Genomic DNA, 25422 nt, shown 5'->3' on the forward strand with positions numbered 1-25422 from the left:
ATCGTTTCGATTCACTTTCTCGTTATTTGTCGATAACGTTTGGGTCACAGTAACGGTTAAAGTTGCTAACATTCAATCGCAGGGTACTATCTTGGACCAACAGGCAAGCCAATCCAGCGTGTTTTCACTCCGTGAGTTGAGTTTTTCGGTTCCTGGCCGAATCTTATTGCACCCCTTGTCACTGACCTTTCCACAAGGGAAAGTCTGTGGGCTTATCGGCCATAATGGTTCCGGTAAATCGACACTGTTAAAAATGCTGGGTCGCCACCAACCGCCCGCCAGTGGCGAAGCGTTACTCAATAATGTGCCATTACCACAGTGGGACAATAAAGCTTTTGCCCGTGAAGTTGCTTATTTGCCACAGCAATTACCGGCAGCTGAAGGGATGACAGTGCGCGAGTTGGTGGCGATTGGCCGTTACCCATGGCATGGCGCGCTGGGGCGTTTTCGTCAAGAAGACCGCGAACAGGTGGAAGAGGCTATTGCGCTGGTGGATTTAAAGCCGCTGGCGAACCGGTTGGTCGACAGTTTATCCGGCGGCGAGCGCCAACGCGCTTGGTTGGCGATGATGGTGGCACAAAATAGCCGCTGTCTGCTGCTCGACGAACCGACTTCAGCACTGGATATTGCCCATCAGGTCGAAGTCTTGGGGCTGATTCAGCGGCTTAGCCGTGAGCGAGGCCTGACCGTTATTGCGGTATTACACGATATCAATATGGCGGCCCGTTATTGCGACCATTTGGTGGCATTACGCGCGGGCGAGATGATAGCGCAAGGCCCAGCGGACAGCTTAATGCAGGGGGCGGTACTGGAGGAAATTTACGGCATTCCTATGGGAATATTACCGCATCCAGCCGGCGGTGCGCCGGTAAGTTTCGTGTATTGATGAAAATGCCTTTTCCCATAGCAGCGGTGCGCCCGAACCTGACTCGGCGTAGATTGCTCGCCGCATTAGCCTTATCGCCATTATTATATTCATTGCCCGGATGGGCGGTGAATCCCCCTAAAATTGATGTTAGCGGGGGCGTTGCTCTGGATAGGATCGTTGCACTGGAATGGTTGCCCGTAGAATTATTGCTGGCGCTGGGAGTCACGCCATATGGTGTGGCAGATACTCATAATTACCGGTTATGGGTCGAAGAACCGGCATTACCTGCCAGTGTCATTGATGTTGGTCTGCGCACTGAACCTAATTTGGAATTGCTGCAACAAATGGCACCGTCATTGATTTTGATGTCAGAAGGTTTTGGCCCCTCACCAGAGAAACTCGCGCCTATCGCCCCATCGATGAGTTTTGCTTTTAGCCAACAGGGGCTTTCGCCGCTCGCCGTCGGTAAAAGTTCATTGCGTGCATTAGGTCAGCGGCTGGGGTTGGAGGCCGCGGCTGAGCAGCATATCGCCGATTTTAACCATTTTATGCAAGCCGCTCGCCAGCGGATATTTAATACCAGCAATACGTCATTATTGATGTTTTCTCTGTTGGATGCTCGCCACGCCTTGGTCATCGGCCAAGGCAGTCTGTTCCAGGATGTATTAAACGAATTGAATATTAAGAATGCCTGGCAGGGTGAAACCAATGTGTGGGGCAGCGCGGTGGTGGGCATCGAACGTTTAGCGACAGTAAAACCGGGGCGGGCAATGTGCTTCGTCCAGGGTAATAGTGAAATACTACAACAGGTTACCCGCACACCATTATGGCAATCCATGTCATTTGTGCGCCAAAATCAATTACAGATAATGCCCGCGGTGTGGTTCTATGGCGCAACATTGTCAGCCATGCGATTCGTACGTCTATTAGAATCGGCGTGGGATAAATCCCGATGATGACAAAGACCCCGCGTAAAATCTGGCTTTTGCCTGCCAGCTTACTGAGTTTATTGCTGATTTTTTCGGTGTTGCTGACACTGTACAATTTTAGTCAGACATTACCGGCCCCGCTCTGGGGGACCGCGCTATGGCAACCTGACGGCGATGACGTGCGCCAAATGTTATTTCATTACAGCCAACTTCCCCGCTTGGTCGTGGCATTGCTAACCGGTGCTGGATTGGGACTGGTGGGGGTTTTGTTCCAGCAAGTCTTGAGAAATCCATTGGCTGAACCCGCCACTTTGGGGGTCGCAGCAGGCGCTCAGCTTGGCTTAACCATTGCGACGTTGTGGATGCTACCCGGCGGTGAATTGACCCGCCAACTGGCAGCAATGGCCGGTGGGATAATTATTGGTGTGCTGGTATTTGGTGTGGCTTGGGGCAAACGAATGTCGCCAGTGACACTGATACTGGCGGGGTTGGTTCTCGGCCTTTACTGTAGTGCAGTCAGCAACTTGCTGGCGTTATTTAATTATGACCAACTGCAAGGATTGTTCCTGTGGAGTAGTGGCGCTCTGAACCAACAAGATTGGATCACGGTACAGTTTTTGCTACCTCGTTTGCTGATAACCGGTGTATTGGCGGCTTTATTGATTCGCCCATTAACCTTGCTCGGGCTGGATGATGGTGTCGCCCGTAATTTAGGTCTAGGGCTGTCATTGGCTCGGCTAAGTGCGCTGGGGATAGCCATATTGTTTAGCGCAATGTTGGTTAATGCGGTCGGCGTCATTGGTTTTATTGGTCTTTTTGCTCCTCTGTTGGCAAAAATTTTAGGTGCTCGCCGGCTATCGCAACGGCTAATGTTGGCTCCGGTATTAGGCGCATTGCTGTTGTGGGTAACGGACCAAGGGCTTATCTGGTTGGCTCAAGTCTGGCAAGAAATTCCGACCGGTGCGGCCACCGCGCTGATTGGTGCTCCGTTGCTATTATGGTTGCTGCCCCGCTTACACAGTGCGATGGCACCGAGTATGGATTTTGGCGACCAGGTTTCCGCTGAGCGGCAAAATTTGGGTATTTGGATCAGTGGAGGTTCGCTGGTACTGCTGGCCGGTTTGGCGGTGGCGCTGATGTTTGGTCGTGATAGCCATGGCTGGAGTTGGATTAGCGGCAATGATATCCAGGCATTATTACATTGGCGCTGGCCGCGAGTATTTGCTGCATTGGCGGCCGGAGTGATGCTGGCGGTGGCGGGAACATTAATTCAAAAGCTGACGGGCAATCCGATGGCCAGCCCCGAGGTGTTGGGGGTCAGTTCCGGCGCATCTTTCGGTGTCGTGATTATGATGTTTATCGTGCCAGGCAATGCGCTAGCATGGTTGTTGCCTGCTGGGAGTTTAGGTGCGGCGGCGACATTATTGTTGATTCTGGTGGTTGCAGGACGAGGGGGGTTCTCTCCCGGTAGAATGTTATTAGCAGGAATTGCACTGAGCACCGCCTTTACCACGGTAATTACCATGTTACTCGCAAGCGGCGACCCCAGAATGCGCGGTTTGCTGACATGGATTTCTGGCTCTACCTATGCCGTTGATGCTCCACAAGCACTGAGCACCGGTGTTATCGCCCTGATTCTGATTGCATTAGCTCCGCTGTGCCGCCGTTGGCTAATGATTTTACCTTTGGGCAGCGTGACGGCCAGAGCATTAGGTGTGGCGCTGGCACCTAGTCGGTTAGCTATTTTGTTACTGGCAGCCACCATGACAGCAGCAGCTACATTGACGGTTGGGCCATTAAGTTTTGTCGGCCTGATGGCACCTCATATGGCTCGTATGTTGGGCTTCCGCCGAGCTATTCCACAGCTATTTATCGCGGCTATTTTAGGTGGTTTATTGATGGTATTTGCTGATTGGTGCGGCCGGATGTTGCTATTCCCAAATCAGATCCCCGCTGGGTTGTTAGCGACGTTTATTGGTGCGCCATATTTTGTTTATTTATTGCGTAAGCAAGGGCGGTAGTTAGATTTTAACCATCTCCCAGCATAGGGAGATGGTTAAGTAATTGATATTAAAGCTGTGCGAAGCACCGACGAGCGGCATCCACCGTTTTCTGAATATCTTCTTTGCTGTGCGCCACAGACATAAAGCCAGCTTCAAAAGCAGATGGAGCCAGATAAATACCTTCTTCCAGCATCAAATGGAAGAAACGTTTGAAACGCTCAACATCGCAATTCATCACATCCTGATAGCAAGTCACAGTTTCAGCATCAGTAAAGAAAATGCCGAACATACCGCCGACATGGTTAACGACCAATGGGATATTTTCTACTTTAGCTGCGTGCAGCAGGCCGCTTGCCAGTGAATCGGTTAATTCGGTCAGGGTTTCATGGATACCCACCTGTGCAACTTCGGTCAGACAAGCAAAACCGGCAGCCATGGCAATTGGATTACCGGACAACGTACCCGCCTGATAAACCGGGCCAGTGGGTGCCAGTGCATCCATCACATCACGACGGCCACCGAAAGCACCTACTGGCATCCCGCCGCCGATGATTTTACCCAGACAAGTTAAGTCAGGGACGACATTGTAGTAATCTTGCGCACCAGCTAATGCCACACGGAAACCGGTCATAACCTCATCAATAATCAGCAGTGCTCCAAATTCGTCACACAGTGTACGCAGGCCGGGTAGGAACTCCGGTAGTGGCGGAACGCAGTTCATGTTACCGGCGACTGGCTCGACAATGATACAGGCAATATCTTGTGGATATTGTTCGAAAGCCTCACGTACTGAATCCAGATTGTTATAAGTGCAGGTCAGAGTGTGTTTAGCAAAATCAGCGGGTACGCCCGGAGAGTTTGGTTGCCCAAGAGTCAGAGCACCGGAACCTGCTTTGACCAGCAAGCAGTCGGCGTGACCATGGTAGCAGCCTTCAAATTTGATAATTTTATCGCGGCCAGTGAAACCACGGGCCAGACGAATCGCACTCATGGTCGCTTCAGTGCCGGAGTTGACCATTCGCACCATATCCATCGTTGGGACTAAATTGGTGACCAATTCAGCCATTTTGACCTCCATCTCCGTGGGGGCACCAAAGCTCAGGCCGCGCTCGACAGCTTCAATGACAGCTTGACGAATTGCCGGGTGATTATGCCCTAAGACCATTGGCCCCCAAGAGCCAACATAGTCAATATAAGCCTTGCCATCGACATCAAACAAATATGCGCCATCAGCACGTTCAATAAATAATGGGCTGCCACCAACGCCGGTGAATGCACGCACCGGAGAGTTAACCCCGCCTGGGATCAGCTCTTTTGCTTGGGCATACAGACTTTCGGATTTACTCATAAACGGCTCCTGAATTAGGCGATATTAACATTGGCAACATCAGCCTTGGCAATCAACAATGCTGCTTATTCTAAAGGACTGGCTGCGGTTATCAAATGATTGGGCATATTTAGCAGACAGCTTGCGCGGCATGCCGCAAAATTTGAGAAAAAGTCTTTTCTGAGCAAGATCATTTCATGGACATTTAATCAGGCACATTATTAATGTGTAAGCTAAACTCATATTGCTCATTTGTATTACTTATTATTTAACTGGCAAGCATACAAACCATGACTGATTCAACGCAAAATATACCCGATGAAGGCATTTCTGCAGTTAAACGTGGCCGTTTTATTCATGCATTAGTTAACCGCGATACAACACCCTTAGTTATTCTTATCATGGCCGCTGTCGTTGGGGCAGTCACCGGTTTGTTGGGGGTTGCATTTGATCTCGGTGTCGATTGGATCCAGCAAGCAAGGTTAGCGACCATTGCTAAGGTTGCTGATAATGCAATTTTAGTCTGGCCGCTGGCTTTTATTATGTCGGCACTATTGGCTATGTTGGGGTATTTTCTGGTACGCCGTTTTGCGCCCGAGGCGGGTGGCTCTGGGATACCCGAAATAGAAGGGGCAATGGAAGAAATGCGCCCCGTTCGCTGGTGGCGGGTCATTCCGGTCAAATTCATTGGTGGGCTTGGTACTCTCGGGGCTGGCATGGTGTTAGGCCGGGAGGGGCCAATGGTGCAAATGGGGGCGAACAGTGGGCGGATGATTGTCGACATCTTCCGTTTGCGCAGTTCAGAAGCACGTCATTCATTATTAGCGACCGGTGCAGCGGCGGGGCTTTCAGCCGCTTTTAATGCTCCATTGGCCGGAATTTTGTTTGTTATTGAAGAGATGCGTTCGCAGTTCCGCTATAGCTTAGTCTCCATCAAAGCGGTATTTGTGGGCGTCATCACTTCAACCATTGTTTACCGCTATTTTAATGGTGAGCGTGCGATTATTGATGTAGGAAAACTCAGTGATGTTCCACTGAATACCTTATGGCTCTATCTGTTGCTGGGCATTATTTTTGGTGCTGTGGGAGTGATGTTTAATGCGTCGATATTTCGTACACAAGATCTATTTATGCGTTTCCACGGCGGCGACTGGCGAAAATTGGTATTAATCGGTGGTCTGTTGGGGGGGATGTGCGGCTTACTGGCATTGATTCATGGTGAAGCAGTCGGCGGTGGTTTTGCCCTAATTCCCATTGCAGTCGCTGGTAATTTCAGTATTGGGATGTTGCTCTTTATTTTTATTGCGAGAGTCATTACCACGTTACTGTGTTTTGGCTCTGGTGCACCTGGTGGGATATTTGCCCCCATGTTGGCTTTGGGGACCATTCTGGGAACCGCTTTTGGCCTGTCCTGCGCGCATTTTTTCCCACAGTACAGTATTGATGCTGGCACTTTTGCTATTGCCGGAATGGGGGCGCTGTTTGCCGCCTCGGTACGTGCTCCATTAACCGGGATAGTGTTGGTGCTGGAAATGACCGATAATTATCAACTTATTTTGCCGATGATTGTGACTTGCTTGGGGGCGACCTTAATAGCGCAGTTTCTGGGGGGTAAGCCCTTGTATTCAGCTATTTTAGCCCGCACATTACAAAGACAAGAGCAGGCTGCAAAGGTAGCGGAACAACAGGCCGCAGTTGAAAGTGGCACTCAAACAGGTAGATAATATATAACATTAGGCCACAATACTTGAATGAATTACTCGGGTATTGGATAATCAAAAGATAGATCAGGCTGCCATTGTAGTAACCTGCACCTCGAACACCGGTTGGGAGTGATGAGTATGAGCGATGAAACAGTACTGCCCCTGCAGTTTACTGAGGCAGCGGCAAAAAAAGTGAAGCTGTTGATTTCTGATGAGGAAAATCCGAATCTGAAACTGCGGGTTTACATTACCGGTGGCGGATGCAGCGGGTTCCAGTATGGCTTTACTTTTGATGATCAGATCAACGACGGCGATATGACCATTGAAAAGCAAGGTGTTGAGCTGGTCGTGGATCCAATGAGCCTGCAATATTTGGTTGGTGGCGCAGTGGATTACACCGAAGGGCTGGAAGGCTCTCGCTTTATCGTGACTAACCCGAACGCGAAGAGTACTTGTGGGTGCGGTTCTTCTTTCAGCATCTAACCTACCCTCCAACCCTGATGCTACAGCTATGTTAGCGGCACTCATGCACCCGAACTACTTACTTGAGTAAGCTCATCGGGATTTGCTCGTTTGCGGCCTTGCTGTAATACCAATGTTTTGGGTATAGAATCACCGAATATTTTGATAAAAAAAACCGCAACTTTCATAGTCGTGGTTTTTTTTTATCTGAATATTACCATTCAACAGTAATCAATTGCGCCATCTGGTCGGCACTGGTTTTGCTAACATGTAGGCCATTTGATGCAATAAAAGAATGGCTGATTCTAGGTTCCGTAACCAATCCATTTCCTCTATGACACTGTATTTCTGGATAATTCATTTTTGGGTCATTCACTACGTGTTCATTTTTATTCGACAATTGTACCTGACAAGATGGCACGATAGTCAGATGTAAATCTATTGTGCCGCTTAGCCCCTGGGCTAGCGACGGGCTGGCAAGAAAGACCAGCCAAAACATCAACAAAAAACATTTCATAATTTATAACTGCATTTTTAGCTGCCACTATCTGGTTCAGGCAGCGATGACTCTAGGTATCCGACAATTATTTAAAAACTTGAAGATTTAATTCGTACTTATCTCCATGTTTCATTCTAATGAATAAAGCTTGTAAAGCCGGTGAGAGTCTACAAGCAAGGTATATTGTACAAAACACAGGCTTTTATTGGCAATCAGAATGATGAATAGTTATTAGTGCTCTATTTCAAATGTTGGTAGTTTTAAGCGCCAGCGAATAGCGGCAAGTCTGATACCCAAGGTTATCACCATGCCCAGCATCATTGCTTGTTGCAGCGGCATACCAAAAGTATAAAACGCTGTAGCATGCACAATACCGCCAATGATACAGGCAGTTGCATAGATTTCAGTACGCAGGATCATCGGAATCTCGCGTGCGAGTACATCACGGATAATCCCCCCTCCGACACCGGTTATAACCCCCATACAGATAGCAACTAGCGGGCTGGCACCCGCAGCAAAGGCTTTATTGACCCCGATACCCACGAATACCGCCAGACCAATGGCATCTAGCACGGGTAGAATCCATTTAGGCGTCCGCCGTGGTTGCCGTACCAGTAAGATAGTTGCCAGGCAAGTCACCATCGCGACCACTAAATCGGTGGGGTCTTTCACCCAAAATACAGGGCCATTGGCTAAGGCCATATCGCGAATTGTGCCGCCACCAACGGCAGTCACCACCCCCAAAACCAATACGCCAAAGGGGTCCATGCGCAACTTCCCCGCCAGCAATACACCAGAGATAGCAAATACCGCAGTACCTAAAATATCCAGCCAATAGACCAGCATTAATGTGACTCCGCCACAGGGGATGGAAGACTGGCCATTTGCTGGCACAGCTGTTTAGCGGCCAGCAGAATACGTGGGCCAGCACGATTAAACCAGTCCTCATTCAGGGTTATCACAGGAACAGTAAATTGGGGCCGCCAAAAGGCGTGGATATTATCTGTCTGGGACTTATCACCACTCACCACGATAACCTGCGGTTGGCGGGTCATGACTTGTTCACGACTGACTTGCGGCCAGGGAACTCGGCTACCAGCAAAAATATTTTCCCCACCGCAGAGAGAAACAACTTCACTCTGTAACGTATGTCCGGAACTGGTAAACAGCGGTTGAGTGCCAAATTGTAGGAAAGTGCGTAACGGCTGGTTGCGCGTATTCTGGCGACGTAACTCGGTAACCTCATGACGCAGCTGAACCGCCGCCTGGCGTGCTTGCTCTGGATGTGGGCTATATTGGGCCAATTTATCCAGATCATCTGCGATTTGATCAATATTCATCGGATCAGAATAGAAAATCGGGATACCAAAAGACGCTAATTGATCCAGCGGACGTTGTGGATTCCCTCCGCGCCAGGCGAGGATCAAATCAGGTTTTAATGCCAGAATACGCTCGACATTCACCCCTTGCCATGAGGCAACATGCTCCAGTTTTTTAGCGGCTTCTGGATAGTCAGAGTAAGCACTTACTGCAATCAGTTTATCGCCGAGTCCAGCAGCATAGGCCAATTCTGTGGTACTGGGTGATAAACTGATAACCCGCTCAGCCGCCAGTGAGGATGAGGTAAATAGGCTGAACAACAATAACATCGCTGCTTGAGGCAGGATTATTGCTGCTCGTGCCAAGAGGGTAATATTAAGCCGCATCATTAATCGCGATGAGCCAGTGTGGTTAACATTGCTTCAATCATTAATGTCGACTGCTGAGCGGCGACCACCAAAAACTCGTCAAAGCTCAGGTGAGATTCCTGATCGGCGACATCAGAAATAGCGCGAACGACAACAAAGGGGGTATTGAACAGGTGGCAAACATGGCCGATAGCCGCAGCTTCCATTTCAACAGCAGCAACGGTCGGGAAAGTAGCGCGAATGCGAGCCAGAGGAGCGGCGCCATTAATAAAAGCATCGCCACTGCAAATCAGGCCACGAACTGCATTTAAATTCAATTCTTTGATGCAACTTTCAGCCAGTTCAATCAGCTTAGGAGAAGCGCTGAAAGCCGCCGGACAGCCCGCCATCTGCCCAGGTTCATAGCCAAACGCAGTGACATCTGCGTCGTGATAGCGAACTTCAGTAGAAACCACAATATCGCCGACTTTTAGGCTAGGAGCCAAACCACCCGCCGAACCCGTATTGATAACAATATCTGGCTGATAATGCTCTAATAATAGAGTGGTGCCCATTGCCGCAGACACTTTACCGATACCGGATTTGAGCAGGGCGACATCTACGCCATTGAGTTGGCCGGTGTAAATCTCACAACCAGCACGAGCCAAAGTTTGGCGATTTTCAATTTTGTCACGCAGCAACGTAACTTCTTGCTCCATTGCACCAATAATTCCTACTTTCATATGGATACCTGCCGATTTTAAAGAATAGATTAATCTGTAATTATCAATGCACAGTTTATCAGGTAAGTGAGATAGTCGGGTAGTTCACCCAAGATAATGCGTAATGTGCCGCAGTTCATACCTAATCAATTGCATCTTCTTCCGAGAGTGGGTATCACTGTATTTAGATGAATGCTCAGGGGGCAACATGTCCGGGATTGACTTTAAACAGAAAATTAGTTTTCAACGGCCATTTGGTAAACCCAGTTCGGCTGAAGATGAATATGAGATTATCCGCGTTTTTGAAAGTGATCGCGGGCGGATTGTAAACTCCGCGGCTATTCGGCGTTTACAACAAAAAACACAAGTTTTCCCCTTGGAGCGCAATGCTGCTGTTCGCAGCCGTTTGACCCATTCACTGGAAGTTCAGCAGGTTGGCCGTTATATCGCCAAAGAGATCCTCAATCGCTTTAAGCAAGATAAAAAAATCAGTGCCTATGGGCTGGATAAGCTGCTTGATCCTTTTGAAAGTATTGTAGAAATGGCGTGTCTGATGCATGACATTGGTAACCCGCCTTTTGGGCATTTTGGCGAGTCAGCAATCAATAATTGGTTTACTAAACAAATGGATCCTAATGGCGGTGGTGCTGAGCCACGGGGCAAAGATCAATGTCGGGTTAATGTATTAAAGATACGAGAGGGGGAAACTGATCTCAATATTTTGCGTAGTAAAATTCGCCATGACTTGAGCCAGTTTGAGGGTAACGCGCAAGCAATTCGCTTGGTTTATAGCTTATTAAAGTTGAACCTCACCTATGCTCAGGTTGGCTGCATTCTTAAATATACCAAACCGGCTTATTGGTCAGGTGATATTCCTGCTTCCCATCATTATTTAATGAAGAAACCAGGGTTTTATCTCGCGGAAGAGGATTATGTTAAAGATTTACGTCGTGAACTCAATATGGGAGAGTTTAACCGTTTTCCGCTGACCTATATTATGGAAGCTGCGGATGATATTTCTTATTGTATTGCCGACTTGGAAGACGCGGTTGAAAAGAATATCTTCAGTGTTGAACAACTTTATGATCATATGATGCAAGAGTGGGGCAATGTTGCTCATGGCGATTTGTTTGATAAGGTGGTTGGCGGTGCATTTCGCCAATTAGGGCGCGGGCAAGGGCGGCGCAGTTCGGAAGACCAATTCTTTATGTATTTACGGGTTAATACCGTAGGGAAATTAGTTCCCCATGCAGCACAGCGTTTTATTGATAATCTTCCTGCTGTATTTGCAGGCTCGTTTAACCAAGCTTTATTAGAAGATTCCAGTGCGGCGTGTAAATTACTGCAAATATTTAAAAAAGTCGCCGTGAAACACGTATTCAACTACCCGGAAGTAGAACAGCTTGAATTACAAGGGTATAGAGTTATTAGTGGGTTGCTTGATATATATAGTCCGCTATTAGCTATGCCACAAGCAGCGTTTACACAATTAGTGGCAGAAGACAGCCATCGTCAGTACCCGATTGAGACCCGTTTGTTCCATAAATTGTCGACTAAACATCGTTTAGCTTATGTGGAGTCAGTCGAGCGGCTAAGCAATTTATCGCCAGAACAACATGAGATATATGAGTATTATTATCGTGCGCGTTTAATTCAAGATTATATCAGTGGTATGACAGATCTTTATGCTTATGATGAATATCGACGTTTAATGGCTGCGGAATAGTATGCAAAAAAATAAAATGTCCGTTTAATTAGCTGTAGTTTTGTAAAGACGGACAATATTTTTTACTTTTTCAATTATTGGCTCTCTGAACTTCATCCCCCATATTTAATCTTACTATGCAAGACGACTATATTCTTCTTACTTGAAATTGCTGTGGTGTTAGCGGTTCGCATTCACCCGATTAACTAAATTGAGTTAGATTATCGGGTTTGCCAGCATGACCCGCAGCAATATCAAAATTGATGGGATAAGTCTGTTATACACCATTTATTGACTCATTATTAATTGTATAGCGAGAACCAGAATACATGAAAAAAACAACTTTAGTGTTAAGTGCATTGGCATTGAGCATCGGTTTAGCCATGGGGCCGGTTTCTTCCGCCATTGCGGCAGAGACGGCTGCTTCCAGCAGCCAGCAGCTCCCTAGCCTGGCGCCAATGCTAGAGAAGGTAATGCCTTCAGTTGTGAGTATTAATGTGGAGGGGAGTGCCCTGGTCAGTAATGCCGGTGCTGGCGGCGTACCACCACAGTTCCAGCAATTCTTTGGTGATGACTCACCATTCTGCCAGGACGGTTCTCCGTTCCAAGGTTCGCCGATGTGTCAGGGGGGGCCTGGTAGTAAGGGGGGAGCCCCAAACAAGCAAGATTTCCGTGCACTGGGTTCAGGTGTAATTATTGATGCAGCTAAGGGTTATGTCGTAACGAATAACCATGTGGTTGATAATGCGACTAAAATCAATGTTAAGTTGAGCGACGGTCGCAGTTTTGATGCGAAAGTGATTGGTAAAGACCCACGTACTGATATTGCATTGTTACAGCTGAAAGATGCGAAAAACCTGACAGCGATTAAAATTGCCGATTCTGACCAACTGCGTGTCGGGGATTATACCGTCGCTATCGGTAACCCGTATGGCCTGGGTGAAACCGTCACTTCTGGTATTGTGTCGGCGTTGGGTCGTAGTGGTTTGAATGTGGAAAACTATGAAAACTTTATCCAGACTGATGCGGCAATTAACCGTGGTAATTCTGGTGGTGCACTGATCAACTTGAACGGTGAACTGATTGGGATCAACACGGCTATCCTGGCACCGGATGGTGGCAACATCGGTATCGGTTTCGCTATCCCAAGTAACATGGTGAAAAACCTGACCTCGCAGATGGTTGAATTTGGTCAGGTGAAACGTGGTGAGTTGGGTATCATGGGCACAGAATTGAATTCTGAGCTGGCGAAAGCTATGAATGTTGATGCTCAGAAAGGTGCCTTTATCAGCCAGGTGCTGCCAAAATCTGCTGCGGCCAAAGCAGGGATCAAGGCGGGTGATGTGATTGTTAGCATGAACGGCAAAGCCATTAACAGTTTCGCTGGCTTCCGTGCTGAAATTGGAACCCTGCCAGTCGGCAGCAAAATGACCTTGGGTCTGCTGCGTGAGGGTAAACCGGTCAATGTGGACGTCACATTAGAGCAGAGCAGCCAAACTCAGGTTGATTCCGGTAATCTCTACACCGGCATTGAAGGGGCGGAACTGAGCAACTCTGATGTGAATGGTAAGAAAGGCGTGAAAGTTGATAGTGTGAAACCTGGCACTGCTGCTGCGCGTATCGGCCTGAAAAAAGGCGATATTATCATGGGTATAAACCAGCAACCGGTTCAGAACCTGGCTGAGCTGCGGAAAATCCTTGATACCAAACCATCGGTATTAGCGTTGAGCATTCAGCGTGGTGATACTTCACTCTATTTGCTGATGCAGTAATCGTCACTGATACAGTAACCGGTGTTTATGTAGAAAAAGTATAAATATCGTAACAAAGGGCGCGGCTGTTTATTGCTGTGCCCTTTTTATTTATGCCCGATGCTGCGCTGATATTAGGCTACGCCCAAATAATTTCGGGCGGCGTAGCGAACGTTATCTATCTCATCTAACAATTCAAACCACTCAGGCTGCAAATCTTGTAAACTCGTTTGTTGGCGTAATTGTTGTTCAATCGTCATACACAATTGCCTCAATCGAGGTACACCGCTGCATGCGCAGCTGCCATGAAACTTATGAATTAGATTCAGAATATCATCATCATGAGTGCCAGCCAGAATCGCCTGTACGCGTTCGGCAACTTGTGGCGTGAACTCTAACAACATGGTTAAAAGGTCTTTGGCCAGCGTTTCTTTATTAGCTGCTTGTCTCACAGCTAATGGCCAGTCGATTGCCCCCTGACACTCAGATAGCTGCATTGAATGAGTGTTCGTTTCTACCCGAAATTCTTTTTTACAATCAGCTTGATAGCGCGAAAGTGTTTGTATTAGTCGAGCTTCATCAATGGGTTTTGCTAGATAATCTGCCATACCTAATTTTAATAATTGTTCTTGTTGTCCACGGACGGCATGAGCAGTGACGGCAATGATCGGTGTGTCTTGGTGATGTGACATTTGATGAATCACTTCACTGGCTCGAATGCCGTCGATTTCCGGCATTTGGATATCCATTAAAATGATGTCCAGTGTATTTTCGCGGGCGTAGGTTATGGCTTTTGCCCCGCTGTCGCATAACACGGTTTCTTCAACCAGTTCTTCCAGTAAGGTCCCTATTAATTTCAAGTTAGCCGGGTTGTCGTCCACGGCCATGACTTTAAATGGCAATTTTGGCAATTTACTGGGCTGTTCTGTCACGGCTAATTCGCTAAGAGGTTCTTCGCATAGTAATAAAGGAATCAATCGATTAGATGATAATGGTTTGATCAGGCAGGCCTTGGCACCAATTTGTTTAAGTTGCTCAGCTTCCACTTGTGACTGACTTGGCAATGCTAGAATGACTCGCTCAGCAATTTTCAGTGCAGCCACCAATTTATCCTGATGAACTGCCATATTATTGCGGAATGGAATGGGCACACCAACTAGCAGGAAATCATAATGTTGTAACGGCAATTGCGCTAATGTTTGGCTATGAGTGACCTGCAAAGGCGTAATGCTGAGAATATCCAGTGTTGCTCTTGCCGCAGTGGCATTGCGTTCAATATAGGCCAGCGTTTTCCCTTCCAGATACGACATATCGGGATGACGATAGGGAATGGCTTCATTGAGATCCAGGGTGAGATGGAACCTGAAAGTCGAACCCCGATCAACCTGGCTGTGGAAGCTAATATCGCCACCCATTTCTTTCACCAATCTTTCGGTGATAACCAACCCAAGCCCGGTTCCCCCATGCCGACGTGAAATACTGGCATCAGCCTGACGAAAAGCCTGGAATAACTGGGTTTGCTGAGATTCAGAAATACCAATGCCGGTATCGTGAATTTCTACCACCAAGGTCACTTGTTGCGGAGTTTTTGCCTGTATGGCCACCAGAATATCGATATTGCCCTGTTCGGTGAATTTAATCGCATTACCCAGCAAATTGGTGACTATTTGCTGTAAACGCATGGCATCACCAATCACTTGCTCCGGAACATCATTATTAACATGAAGGGTCAGCTCCAGACCTTTTTCATGGGCGGTATGTGCCAACAGAATAATGACTTCATCCAACGCACCACGCAGTGGGAATGGAATATGTTCAAGAACCAATTTTTCGGCTTCCAACTTAGAGAAGTCCAGTACATCATTAATGATGCATAACAGATTGTTGGCTGAGCGCTGGATGGTTTGTAGATAATCAGTTTGTGTCGGTGTCAGCGATGTTTTCAGTGTTTGACGGGTAAAGCCAATCACCCCATTCAGCGGGGTTCGTAGCTCATGAGACATATTAGCCAGAAATTCAGATTTAATCCGCGCGGCTTCCTGCGCACGTTTTTTCGCCAGCCCCAACTCAACGTTTTGGATTTCCATCTGTTCCAACGTTTCACGCAAATCTGACGTGGCTTGATCAATATTTTGTTGCATCTCTTCGTGATAGGCCGCCAGTGACATGGCCATTGAGTTGATGCCATTCTTCAGAATATTTAGCTCCCCGAGCATTTGCCCTTCAACTCGGCTGTCTAATTGCCCGCGGCGAATGCGGTCAACGGTATTCACCATGTTACGGATGGGGCCAGTGACATCACGCATCAGCCGATAAGCAAACAAAATTGCCACACACATGCAGAACAGCAGCAACAGAGTCGAAATAAAGATTTCTTTATATTGCTGCAAGCGAACTGATTGTAAATCCAAATCCATGGCGATATAGCCCAATGGCTGATTGGTGATATCGGAATCGGAAGTTCGATCACTGGATAGGTTGGATTCTGACACAATGGGCATCCGCAAAATCAGAGAATCACCGCGATAGGAAAGCATCAGTGAGGTGGGAATAGGGGTGCCTTTAGGCAATCTTAATTGTGAGGAATTGTAATTATAGTTAGATGTAACAAAAAGATGGTTATCTGCGTCAAAAACAGAAATTGACCGAACAATACTCGAATGACGGCGATGAAGTAGATTAATTAACTGCCGAACAGTATCGCGGTTGCGAAAGGTCATTCCATATTCGCTGGCCACCGCTAGCGGTTCAATAATATTCGTGCCGGCGTTAACCAGTTGTTTTTGCAACTCATTGTAACGATTGACCATAAAAGACGTGCTGAGTAACAGCCCAAGAAGCAGCGTGGGGGCCAAGATTAAAATCATCATGCGCGCGCGAAGACTGTATTTGGTCATGGTATTCCAATGTGGGAGAATCAGCAGCTTACAAAACCGATGTTTGATCAATCAACATGGCGTAATTCTACTCTCCAAACCGGCGTGTGACGACCAAACAAACGCTAACTGTGACAGTAAACTTGCTCGACCCGTTGAGTCAGAGGGTTGCGTACCACCAAGGCAAAGCTATCTTTATCCTTGGCGTTTTGCCCTGAGGGGAAATTGAAAATGTTACCGGTGGCGAGCGAGATGAGGTTGCCATCTATCTGGCTGGCGGTAATCATAGTCTGAAAAACTTATCGGTGCGGAACCCTATTACCCGATTTGGGGTCTATGTTTAGCGTTTCATTCGCAAGATTTGACTCAAGTCAATGAGGCGTTTTAACCAGTAAATGGTGGGGTAGGTTATAGCATGGCTGGATGTGCAGCCCGATGAGCTGAGGTTGGATTTACTCTGCGATAGGGATAATTTTATCTTTTCATTAGCAAAATTTACCGGCGAAGAGGTCGGTGTGGAAGGAGTTGCGGCGTGAGTAGCGAATGGGCAGTATAATGCATTGAATAACGCGTTGCCCAATGGGTCTTTTTTTCATGAAAATTTGGAATCCGACATCAATTGTCAGCCGTGGGCAACACACGTATTCGATAAAATATAGTTAGATCTCGCACGGATGCTGCTGGGGTCATGTCACATATAATTAAATACTAGTTAAACACATAATAGTTAAAAATATTTAGTTAAACTGGCGTCAATGCGGGTGGTGTATATTTCGTGTCATTCCACCACGCTGGCACGAAATAATCAGGTGTTATTAGCCGCCGGTTACCGTCTTGCTCAGGTGCGAATGTTAGATATGTTTCCCCACACCGGGCATCTTGAATCTATGGCGCTGTTGATGCAGGAGCCAGGGGTCGCAAAGTAGGGAGAAGTTATGGTTGCGGTACGAAGTGCACATTTGAATCCAGCGGGCGAGTTTGCTCTCGAAGATTGGATAGCCAGTTTGGGACTTTCTAATCCGCAGTCAGGTGAGCGATTAGCCGAGACTTGGCGCTACTGTGAGCAGCAGACGCAAAACCACCCCAATGCATCGCTATTGCTGTGGCGCGGCCTTGAAATGGTTGAGATTCTTTCCACCCTGAGCATGGATAACGACAGTATGCGCGCAGCGCTGCTGTTCCCGCTGGTGGATGCCAATGTGGTGGATGAAGCCACATTGACCGAACAATTCGGTAAAAGTATTACTTATTTGGTGCATGGTGTACGTGATATGGATGCCATCCGCCAGTTAAAAGCCACCCACAATGATTCCATGAGCTCTGAGCAAGTGGATAATGTGCGCCGTATGTTATTGGCGATGGTGGAAGATTTCCGCTGTGTAGTCATCAAGTTGGCAGAGCGTATTGCGCATCTGCGCGAAGTGAAGGATGCGCCGGAAGATGAGCGCGTACTGGCGGCCAAAGAGTGTTCCAATATTTATGCGCCACTGGCTAACCGCCTGGGTATTGGCCAGATCAAGTGGGAGTTGGAAGACTTCTGCTTCCGCTATCTGCACCCTGATGAATATAAGCAAATCGCCAAATTACTCCACGAGCGTCGTATTGATCGTGAGCAATTCATTGATGACTTTGTAGCTTCATTGCACGCAGCCATGGCGGCAGAGGGTATCAAAGCCGACATTTATGGTCGCCCCAAGCACATTTATAGCATCTGGCGCAAAATGCAGAAGAAGTCGCTGGCTTTCGATGAACTGTTTGATGTGCGCGCAGTGCGGGTGGTGGTGGAGCGCTTGCAGGATTGCTATGCCGCGCTTGGCATTGTTCATACCCATTTCCGTCATTTACCTGACGAATTTGACGACTACGTTGCCAACCCTAAACCCAATGGTTATCAATCGATCCATACGGTAGTACTGGGGCCGCGTGGTAAAACGCTTGAAATTCAAATTCGTACCCGTCAGATGCATGAAGATGCCGAATTGGGCGTTGCTGCGCACTGGAAGTATAAAGAGGGCGCGGTAGTCGCAGGTCGCTCTGGTTATGAAGGGCGGATTGCCTGGTTGCGTAAATTGATTGCCTGGCAGGAAGAAATGGCGGATTCCGGCGAAATGCTGGATGAAGTGCGCAGTCAGGTATTTGACGATCGCGTATATGTGTTCACGCCGAAAGGCGATGTCATTGATTTACCTGCCGGTTCTACACCGCTGGACTTTGCTTACCATATCCACAGTGATGTCGGTCACCGCTGTATTGGGGCCAAAATCAGTGGCCGGATAGTGCCGTTTACTTACCAGTTACAGATGGGTGATCAGATTGAAATTATCACTCAGAAGCAGCCTAACCCAAGCCGTGACTGGCTGAATCCTAACCTCGGCTATGTCACGACCAGCCGCGGGCGTTCTAAGATTCATAACTGGTTTAGAAAACAAGATAGAGACAAGAATATTCTTGCCGGCCGGCAGATGTTGGACGACGAGCTGGAGCACCTGGATATCAGCTTGAAAGAGGCTGAGAAGCTGCTGGTTCCGCGCTATAACATGAATTCTATGGATGAAGTGTTAGCTGCCATTGGTGGCGGTGATATTCGTCTGAATCAGATGGTCAATTTCCTACAAGGAAAATTGAATAAGCCGACGGCAGAAGAGGCGGATTTAGAGGCTTTACGCCATCTGAATAATAAACATCAGCCAGCGCCGCGTAATGCCAGCAAAGACAGCGGGCGCATTGTGGTCGAAGGCGTCGGTAATCTGATGCACCATATTGCTCGCTGCTGCCAGCCTATTCCGGGTGATGAAATTGTCGGTTTTATTACCCAAGGGCGGGGGATATCCATTCACCGTGCTGATTGTGAGCAGTTAGCTGAATTACAATCCCATGCGCCTGAGCGGATTGTTGATGCGGTTTGGGGCGAAAGCTATTCCAGTGGCTATTCGCTGGTGGTGCGAGTCACGGCCAATGATCGCAGTGGTTTGCTGCGTGATATCACCACCATTTTGGCAAACGAAAAAGTCAATGTGCTGGGCGTTGCCAGCCGTAGCGATACCAAAAAGATGGTAGCGACCATCGATATGGATATCGAGATCTACAACTTGCAGGTGCTGGGTAGAGTATTAGCCAAGCTGAATCAGTTGCCGGATGTTATTGACGCCCGTCGGCTACACGGCAATTAGTTTTTTTGATCTGGACGGCTACTGCGCTTTGGCATATTGATATTGGGCAGTGCTCGCCCTCCTCATGTACTACGTGTACATTCCGGGGGCAGTGCTCGCCCTCCTCATGTACTACGTGTACATTCCGGGGGCTGTGCGCTGGCCGCAATCAATCCGCCTGCGCTCGCGACGCCTCAAATTTTTTTAAAAAAAGTGAATAAATTCAGATGACCCAATCAGTGACTTCCCCTGGTACCACCGCTTTAGCGCTACAACGTTTGCTGGATATTATGCGCACCTTGCGTGACCCCGAGCACGGCTGTCCGTGGGATCGTAAGCAGACTTTTGACACTATTGCACCCTACACGCTAGAAGAAACTTATGAAGTACTTGACGCGATTCAGCGAAAGGATTTCGACGATCTTCGCGACGAATTGGGTGATTTACTGTTTCAGGTGGTGTTTTATGCGCAGATGGGGCAGGAGCAAGGGCTATTTGCCTTTGATGATGTTTGTCATGCCATCAGCGATAAATTAGTGCGCCGCCATCCACATGTGTTCCCTGATGCGCCGCAAAATGATTCAGACGCTATAATTAGCAGTGATACAGCATTGGCAGGGTGGGAGTCGCGTAAAGCCGAGGAACGGGCGCAGAAAGCGCTGTATTCGGCATTGGATGATATCCCTGACGCCCTGCCCGCTTTGATGAAAGCACATAAAATCCAAAAACGCTGTGCATCTGTGGGTTTCGATTGGGACACTCTTGGGCCAGTGCTCGATAAAGTCTACGAAGAGATCGATGAAGTGATGTTCGAAGCTCGGCAAGCTGTGGTGGATGAAGAAAAGTTGGGTGAGGAAATTGGCGATTTACTGTTTGCCACCGTTAATTTATCTCGCCATTTAGGGCATAAAGCTGAAAACGCCTTACAGGCGGCCAATCGCAAGTTTGAACGTCGTTTTCGTCAGGTAGAACAAATAGTTACAGCGTCAGGTAAAACCATGGAGAGCGCGACACTGGATGAAATGGAATCTGCCTGGCAGCAAGTTAAACAGCAAGAAACTGAAATGTAAGATGTTTTAATTCATTTAGTGAATGGTTGTTGAATTTTAATTGCGTTAATATATTGAATTATAACGGATAGCAAGACGATAATTCGCTCGATAAAAACGGCAAAAATGGCCACTCGTGCGGAGAGTGTTTGTAGCGAAACCAAGGTTCGGGTATACTACTTTCCCGTCTTGGTTCTTCCATCGTCTTTAAACCTAAACTCTCAGGTTCAGCATGACAACTAATTATATTTTTGTGACCGGCGGGGTCGTATCCTCTCTGGGTAAAGGCATTGCCGCAGCCTCTCTGGCGGCTATACTTGAAGCCCGTGGCCTCAACGTTACCATCATGAAACTGGACCCGTATATCAACGTGGATCCGGGCACCATGAGCCCGACTCAACACGGGGAAGTTTTTGTCACCGAAGATGGTGCTGAAACCGATCTGGATTTAGGACATTACGAGCGCTTCATTCGCACTAAAATGACTCGCCGTAACAACTTCACCACTGGCCGTATTTACTCTGAAGTTCTGCGCAAAGAACGCCGCGGCGACTATCTGGGTGCCACTATTCAGGTTATTCCTCATATCACCAATGCCATCAAAGAACGCATCATCGAAGGCGGCGAAGGCCACGATGTTGTCTTGGTTGAGATTGGCGGCACTGTAGGTGATATCGAATCCTTGCCATTCCTGGAAGCTATTCGTCAGATGGCGGTTGATGTTGGTCGCGAGCATACGCTTTACATGCACCTGACGTTGGTTCCTTACCTGGCCGCTGCGGGCGAAGTGAAAACTAAGCCAACGCAACATTCGGTAAAAGAGCTGCTTTCTATTGGTATTCAGCCAGATGTGCTGATTTGCCGTTCTGACCGCGCGGTTCCTGCTAATGAACGAGCTAAAATTGCATTATTCTGTAATGTGCCAGAAAAAGCGGTTATCTCACTAAAAGATGTTGATTCCATTTATAAAATCCCAGGGCTATTGAAATCACAGGGCCTTGACGATTATATTTGTAAACGATTCAGCTTAACTTGTCCTGAAGCAAATCTCGCAGAATGGGAACAGGTATTATACGAAGAGTCGAATCCAGGTGGCGAAGTGACCATTGGGATGGTCGGCAAATATGTAGAACTGCCGGATGCCTATAAATCTGTGATTGAAGCTTTGAAGCACGGCGGGCTGAAAAATCGTCTGACAGTGAATATCAAGCTAATTGATTCACAGGATGTTGAGACGCGCGGCGAAGAGATGCTGAAAGGATTAGATGCTATCCTCATTCCTGGCGGCTTCGGCTACCGTGGTGTGGAAGGCAAAGTTCTGGCCGCACGTTATGCTCGTGAACACAATATTCCTTATCTGGGCATTTGCCTGGGTATGCAGGTTGCACTGATGGAGTTTGCCCGCAATGTTGCGGGGATGGAAAACGCGAACTCCACAGAATTTGTGCCAGACTGTAAGTATCCGGTGGTTGCATTAATCACCGAATGGCGTGATGAAGACGGCAACGTTGAAGTACGCACGGAAGAGAGCGATTTGGGCGGTACCATGCGTGTGGGTGGGCAACAGTGCCACCTGACCGAAGGTAGCCTGGTACGTCAGATGTATGGCGAACCTACCATCGTTGAGCGTCATCGTCATCGTTATGAAGTCAACAACATGTTGTTGAAGCAGATTGAAGCCGCCGGGCTACGCATAGCAGGGCGTTCTGCGGATAACAAACTGGTGGAAATTATCGAGTTGCCAAATCATCCGTGGTTTGTCGCTTGTCAGTTCCACCCAGAATTTACTTCGACGCCACGTGATGGTCACCCGTTGTTCGCCGGCTTTGTGAAAGCGGCTGGTGAGTATCAGAAGCGCCAGGTGAAATAAAATATTTGGTAGAAGGGGCGGCAGCGATGTCGCCCCCTCTGTCTGGAGTTTTAGTTTAACTTGTACTGAGGAAAATCTAATGTCCAAAATCGTTAAAGTCATCGGTCGCGAAATCATCGACTCCCGTGGTAACCCAACTGTAGAAGCTGAAGTTCATCTGGAAGGCGGTTTTGTTGGTTTGGCTGCGGCACCATCAGGTGCATCTACCGGTTCCCGTGAAGCACTGGAACTGCGTGACGGTGACAAATCCCGTTTCCTGGGCAAAGGCGTTCTGAAAGCCGTTGCAGCAGTAAATGGCCCAATTGCTCAGGCAGTTATCGGTAAAGATGCTAAAGACCAGGCTAACATCGATAAAATCATGATCGATTTGGATGGGACTGAGAACAAGTCACAGTTTGGTGCTAACGCCATCCTGGCTGTTTCTCTGGCAGCGGCTAAAGCAGCAGCAGCATCTAAAGGCATGCCTTTGTACGAGCATATTGCTGAACTGAATGGCACCCCAGGCAAGTTCTCTATGCCATTGCCTATGATGAACATCATCAACGGTGGCGAGCATGCTGATAACAACGTTGATATTCAAGAGTTTATGATTCAACCAGTTGGCGCTAAAACTCTGAAAGAAGCCGTTCGCATCGGTTCTGAAGTGTTCCATACTTTGGCTAAAGTTTTGAAATCCAAAGGTATGAGCACTGCAGTAGGCGACGAAGGTGGCTATGCACCGAACTTGGGTTCTAACGCCGAAGCACTGGCCGTTATCGCTGAAGCGGTAAAACTGGCTGGCTACGAGTTGGGCAAAGACGTCACTCTGGCGATGGACTGTGCTGCATCTGAGTTCTATAAAGATGGCAAATATGTTCTGGCTGGCGAAGGAAACAAAGCTTTCACTTCTGAAGAGTTCACTCACTTCCTGGAAGACCTGACCAAACAGTACCCAATCGTATCTATCGAAGACGGTCTGGACGAATCTGACTGGGCTGGCTTCAAATACCAGACCGAAGTCCTGGGTGACAAAATCCAGTTGGTTGGTGATGATCTGTTCGTAACCAACACCAAGATCCTGAAAGAAGGTATCGAGAAAGGTGTTGCTAACTCTATCCTGATTAAATTCAACCAGATCGGTTCTCTGACCGAAACTCTGGCTGCTATCAAGATGGCGAAAGATGCAGGTTACACCGCGGTTATCTCTCACCGTTCAGGCGAAACCGAAGATGCTACCATTGCCGATCTGGCAGTAGGTACCGCAGCAGGCCAGATCAAAACGGGTTCTATGAGCCGTTCTGACCGTGTTGCTAAATACAACCAACTGATCCGTATTGAAGAAGCGCTGGGCGACCGCGCACCATTCAACGGTCTGAAAGAAGTAAAAGGCCAGTAATTACTGCGCTTTAGCTTTAATTAAAGTTGATTGAAAAACCCGCTTCGGCGCTGAGGGATCCCCACTAATTCAGCGCTAATAAACCAACACCATACTTCGGTAGGTTTTGGCGAGGTGATTAAGAACTGCATCCAGTGCTGTTCGCGTTAAAATTAGCGGAGAGTGTCGCAAGATATTCTCCGCTAATGTCAGATAAGATATAACCCGTCGTGACTTAAGGCTGTTAGCCTGATACCTCAGATGTAACCCTTTATTTTCAGCATGATAGCCACGTAACCATAATACTGCCGTGCTTAACGTTGCCAGAAGACTTAACATCAGTATACGCCCCGCTGTGCGGCTGTGACTGGCGCGAAGCCCAAAGCCAAAACGTTCACTTTTCTCATCGCGAAAATTCTGCTCTATCTGCATCCTGCGACTGTATAACTTCATGACTTCACGTGGTTTAAACTCTCTGTACTGCTAAAGATAAGCCACGGTTCTTTTGCTGCGGCGCGTCCGTCCCGCTCTTGCGAATAGCGAGATATCCGGCAACGGGCACGTTTATTCTGCCGCCCTTTGGGTTCCTTTTTATGCAGGTAAAAGTGACCATCACAGCGGGCATATTCTGCACGTGCGAGTGTCCCCGGCCCCAGATATTCAGGTTGGCCACTGGCCGATAATTCCTGCCGCCTGAACCAGTGCTCACCTTTTTTATCCAGCCGGAGCTGGATATTGCCTCTGACTCGCCCGATAAAATCCCAACCCAATGATTTAATATGGTGAAACCAGGCATTTTGAAAACCGGCGTCAGTGACGATGAGTACCTTTTTATCAGGCGCAATAGCGGTGGCGATAGAATTCAGGAACTCTTTTTGTATCAATGCATTCTGTTGGTTATGCGAGGGAACAATTTGGCTCATTAACGGGATGGAACGACCATCACAAATCAGGCTGGCGCGTAAGACGTGGAATGCCTGTGAGGGATAACCACTCCAGTCAACAGCAATAACACACCAGGGAAGTCGGCGCGTAAGTAACGAAGTAATATTACGAAATATCAGAGGGATGTCATGGTGAAGAGCCGTATTACCTAACAGCCGGTCAACCCGTTTTATCTTGTGTTTTACCTGAGCGGTTCCCGGCAGATGGCGTCCGATACTGGTCAGGGTCAGAGAAGCGCCACGCGTCAATGCGACGGTTGCATCAATCAGGGCATTTTGACGATATTGATGAAACGGGGCTAAAGCGCCCCGGAAAAAGTTCTGGCATACTTTACGGGCAGGCATAGAGTTGATCTCGCTGAATTGGTTGCACAATCAGTAGATCATATTTTCTCTATGCCTGTCCTTTTTTCTGGGGATTCACCAGCGCTGCGGCGGGTTTTTTATTGTTATCCCTAAACCACCTCCTGGGGGGAGGTGGTCTTTTACACTTGGAATGTCGCGAAAAAGTCATCTGATTAATTATAACCACTTTAAATTTATA

Annotated in this window: 19 protein-coding genes and 1 pseudogene; 12 read left to right on the forward strand and 8 right to left on the reverse strand. The window is 47.9% G+C overall.

Annotated features, from left to right (window positions below; all coding sequences use genetic code 11):
* The first annotated feature begins 91 nt into the window (after positions 1-91).
* Genes fhuC through fhuB form a run of 3 tightly spaced genes read left to right on the forward strand, consistent with a single transcriptional unit; the run spans position 92 to position 3818 of the window.
* On the forward strand, positions 92-886 hold the full coding sequence (gene fhuC, locus DXZ79_RS04110; RefSeq protein ID WP_072089069.1) for a Fe3+-hydroxamate ABC transporter ATP-binding protein FhuC: 795 nt from the start codon (positions 92-94) through the stop codon (positions 884-886).
* The gene (gene fhuD, locus DXZ79_RS04115) at positions 886-1824 is read left to right on the forward strand and encodes a Fe(3+)-hydroxamate ABC transporter substrate-binding protein FhuD (RefSeq protein WP_038636191.1); all 939 of its coding nucleotides are present in this window, start codon (positions 886-888) and stop codon (positions 1822-1824) included. The genes fhuC and fhuD overlap by 1 nt, the downstream gene beginning before the upstream one ends.
* Positions 1821-3818 (forward strand): Fe(3+)-hydroxamate ABC transporter permease FhuB, encoded by a 1998-nt coding sequence (fhuB, locus tag DXZ79_RS04120; protein WP_038636188.1) that lies wholly within the window; start codon positions 1821-1823, stop codon positions 3816-3818. Before fhuD ends, fhuB begins: the two co-directional genes overlap by 4 nt.
* Before the next feature lie 49 nt (positions 3819-3867).
* Here fhuB and hemL read toward each other — a convergent pair whose 3' ends face one another.
* Positions 3868-5148, reverse strand: a complete 1281-nt coding sequence (gene hemL / locus DXZ79_RS04125; RefSeq protein ID WP_038636185.1) for a glutamate-1-semialdehyde 2,1-aminomutase — start codon at positions 5146-5148, stop codon at positions 3868-3870.
* Between the two features lie 269 nt (positions 5149-5417).
* Here hemL and clcA point away from each other — a divergent pair, with 269 nt between their 5' ends.
* Both clcA and erpA read left to right on the forward strand, forming a co-directional pair.
* Positions 5418-6851: a H(+)/Cl(-) exchange transporter ClcA gene (gene clcA / locus DXZ79_RS04130; protein ID WP_038636182.1), complete on the forward strand. Its 1434-nt coding sequence runs from the start codon at positions 5418-5420 to the stop codon at positions 6849-6851.
* Between the two features lie 117 nt (positions 6852-6968).
* Complete coding sequence (gene erpA / locus DXZ79_RS04135; RefSeq protein ID WP_004706254.1) at positions 6969-7313, forward strand: iron-sulfur cluster insertion protein ErpA; 345 nt, start codon at positions 6969-6971, stop codon at positions 7311-7313.
* A 193-nt stretch (positions 7314-7506) separates the two neighbouring features.
* Here erpA and DXZ79_RS04140 read toward each other — a convergent pair whose 3' ends face one another.
* The 4 genes from DXZ79_RS04140 to mtnN form a co-directional block, all read right to left on the reverse strand.
* On the reverse strand, positions 7507-7809 hold the full coding sequence (locus DXZ79_RS04140; RefSeq protein ID WP_071841739.1) for a hypothetical protein: 303 nt from the start codon (positions 7807-7809) through the stop codon (positions 7507-7509).
* Between the two features lie 213 nt (positions 7810-8022).
* Complete coding sequence (locus DXZ79_RS04145; protein WP_019211026.1) at positions 8023-8637, reverse strand: TRIC cation channel family protein; 615 nt, start codon at positions 8635-8637, stop codon at positions 8023-8025.
* Positions 8637-9500 (reverse strand): vitamin B12 ABC transporter substrate-binding protein BtuF, encoded by an 864-nt coding sequence (btuF, locus tag DXZ79_RS04150; RefSeq protein ID WP_038636177.1) that lies wholly within the window; start codon positions 9498-9500, stop codon positions 8637-8639. Before btuF ends, DXZ79_RS04145 begins: the two co-directional genes overlap by 1 nt.
* Positions 9500-10201, reverse strand: coding sequence for a 5'-methylthioadenosine/S-adenosylhomocysteine nucleosidase (mtnN, locus tag DXZ79_RS04155; protein ID WP_038636174.1), 702 nt, complete (start codon positions 10199-10201; stop codon positions 9500-9502). Before mtnN ends, btuF begins: the two co-directional genes overlap by 1 nt.
* 187 nt (positions 10202-10388) lie before the next feature.
* Here mtnN and dgt point away from each other — a divergent pair, with 187 nt between their 5' ends.
* Both dgt and degP read left to right on the forward strand, forming a co-directional pair.
* On the forward strand, positions 10389-11906 hold the full coding sequence (gene dgt / locus DXZ79_RS04160) for a dGTPase (protein ID WP_038636172.1): 1518 nt from the start codon (positions 10389-10391) through the stop codon (positions 11904-11906).
* Between the two features lie 308 nt (positions 11907-12214).
* Positions 12215-13657 (forward strand): serine endoprotease DegP, encoded by a 1443-nt coding sequence (gene degP / locus DXZ79_RS04165; RefSeq protein ID WP_038636169.1) that lies wholly within the window; start codon positions 12215-12217, stop codon positions 13655-13657.
* 113 nt (positions 13658-13770) lie between these two features.
* On the opposite strand, the gene barA is transcribed toward degP, so the two are convergent.
* Positions 13771-16533: a two-component sensor histidine kinase BarA gene (gene barA / locus DXZ79_RS04170; protein ID WP_050291619.1), complete on the reverse strand. Its 2763-nt coding sequence runs from the start codon at positions 16531-16533 to the stop codon at positions 13771-13773.
* 104 nt (positions 16534-16637) lie between these two features.
* The gene (locus DXZ79_RS21285; RefSeq protein ID WP_390613897.1) at positions 16638-16799 is read right to left on the reverse strand and encodes a hypothetical protein; all 162 of its coding nucleotides are present in this window, start codon (positions 16797-16799) and stop codon (positions 16638-16640) included.
* A 474-nt stretch (positions 16800-17273) separates the two neighbouring features.
* On the opposite strand from DXZ79_RS21285, the gene DXZ79_RS20900 reads away from it, so the two are divergent.
* The 5 genes from DXZ79_RS20900 (at position 17274) to eno (ending at position 23955) form a co-directional block, all read left to right on the forward strand.
* Positions 17274-17438 carry a hypothetical protein gene (locus tag DXZ79_RS20900; RefSeq protein ID WP_230852369.1) on the forward strand — a complete coding sequence of 55 codons (165 nt, stop codon included), beginning with the start codon at positions 17274-17276 and terminating at the stop codon, positions 17436-17438.
* A gap of 9 nt (positions 17439-17447) precedes the next feature.
* Entirely contained in the window at positions 17448-19682 is a 2235-nt protein-coding gene (gene relA / locus DXZ79_RS04180) for a GTP diphosphokinase (protein ID WP_038636162.1), read from the forward strand.
* 206 nt (positions 19683-19888) lie between these two features.
* Positions 19889-20731: a nucleoside triphosphate pyrophosphohydrolase gene (gene mazG / locus DXZ79_RS04185; protein WP_038636159.1), complete on the forward strand. Its 843-nt coding sequence runs from the start codon at positions 19889-19891 to the stop codon at positions 20729-20731.
* 211 nt (positions 20732-20942) lie between these two features.
* Positions 20943-22580: a glutamine hydrolyzing CTP synthase gene (gene pyrG, locus DXZ79_RS04190; protein ID WP_038636156.1), complete on the forward strand. Its 1638-nt coding sequence runs from the start codon at positions 20943-20945 to the stop codon at positions 22578-22580.
* A 79-nt stretch (positions 22581-22659) separates the two neighbouring features.
* The gene (gene eno, locus DXZ79_RS04195) at positions 22660-23955 is read left to right on the forward strand and encodes a phosphopyruvate hydratase (protein WP_038636153.1); all 1296 of its coding nucleotides are present in this window, start codon (positions 22660-22662) and stop codon (positions 23953-23955) included.
* Between the two features lie 75 nt (positions 23956-24030).
* Here the strand turns inward: eno and DXZ79_RS04200 are convergent.
* Positions 24031-25223 (reverse strand): annotated as a pseudogene (locus tag DXZ79_RS04200) (IS4 family transposase).
* Positions 25224-25422 lie beyond the last annotated feature (199 nt).

The sequence above is a fragment of the Yersinia rochesterensis genome (genome assembly GCF_003600645.1).
Classification (GTDB): domain Bacteria; phylum Pseudomonadota; class Gammaproteobacteria; order Enterobacterales; family Enterobacteriaceae; genus Yersinia; species Yersinia rochesterensis.

Excerpts from the sequence above, each read along its gene's own strand:
- fhuD (WP_038636191.1), top strand. The coding sequence starts at position 886 with ATGAAAATGCCTTTTCCCATAGCAGCGGTGCGCCCGAACCTGACTCGG.
- DXZ79_RS21285 (WP_390613897.1), bottom strand. The coding sequence starts at position 16,799 with ATGATTACCGCCAGCCAGATAGATGGCAACCTCATCTCGCTCGCCACC.
- DXZ79_RS04145 (WP_019211026.1), bottom strand. The coding sequence starts at position 8,637 with ATGCTGGTCTATTGGCTGGATATTTTAGGTACTGCGGTATTTGCTATC.
- DXZ79_RS04140 (WP_071841739.1), bottom strand. The coding sequence starts at position 7,809 with ATGAAATGTTTTTTGTTGATGTTTTGGCTGGTCTTTCTTGCCAGCCCG.
- btuF (WP_038636177.1), bottom strand. The coding sequence starts at position 9,500 with ATGATGCGGCTTAATATTACCCTCTTGGCACGAGCAGCAATAATCCTG.
- barA (WP_050291619.1), bottom strand. The coding sequence starts at position 16,533 with ATGACCAAATACAGTCTTCGCGCGCGCATGATGATTTTAATCTTGGCC.
- fhuB (WP_038636188.1), top strand. The coding sequence starts at position 1,821 with ATGATGACAAAGACCCCGCGTAAAATCTGGCTTTTGCCTGCCAGCTTA.
- mazG (WP_038636159.1), top strand. The coding sequence starts at position 19,889 with ATGACCCAATCAGTGACTTCCCCTGGTACCACCGCTTTAGCGCTACAA.
- pyrG (WP_038636156.1), top strand. The coding sequence starts at position 20,943 with ATGACAACTAATTATATTTTTGTGACCGGCGGGGTCGTATCCTCTCTG.
- mtnN (WP_038636174.1), bottom strand. The coding sequence starts at position 10,201 with ATGAAAGTAGGAATTATTGGTGCAATGGAGCAAGAAGTTACGTTGCTG.
- eno (WP_038636153.1), top strand. The coding sequence starts at position 22,660 with ATGTCCAAAATCGTTAAAGTCATCGGTCGCGAAATCATCGACTCCCGT.
- clcA (WP_038636182.1), top strand. The coding sequence starts at position 5,418 with ATGACTGATTCAACGCAAAATATACCCGATGAAGGCATTTCTGCAGTT.
- relA (WP_038636162.1), top strand. The coding sequence starts at position 17,448 with ATGGTTGCGGTACGAAGTGCACATTTGAATCCAGCGGGCGAGTTTGCT.
- dgt (WP_038636172.1), top strand. The coding sequence starts at position 10,389 with ATGTCCGGGATTGACTTTAAACAGAAAATTAGTTTTCAACGGCCATTT.
- erpA (WP_004706254.1), top strand. The coding sequence starts at position 6,969 with ATGAGCGATGAAACAGTACTGCCCCTGCAGTTTACTGAGGCAGCGGCA.
- degP (WP_038636169.1), top strand. The coding sequence starts at position 12,215 with ATGAAAAAAACAACTTTAGTGTTAAGTGCATTGGCATTGAGCATCGGT.
- hemL (WP_038636185.1), bottom strand. The coding sequence starts at position 5,148 with ATGAGTAAATCCGAAAGTCTGTATGCCCAAGCAAAAGAGCTGATCCCA.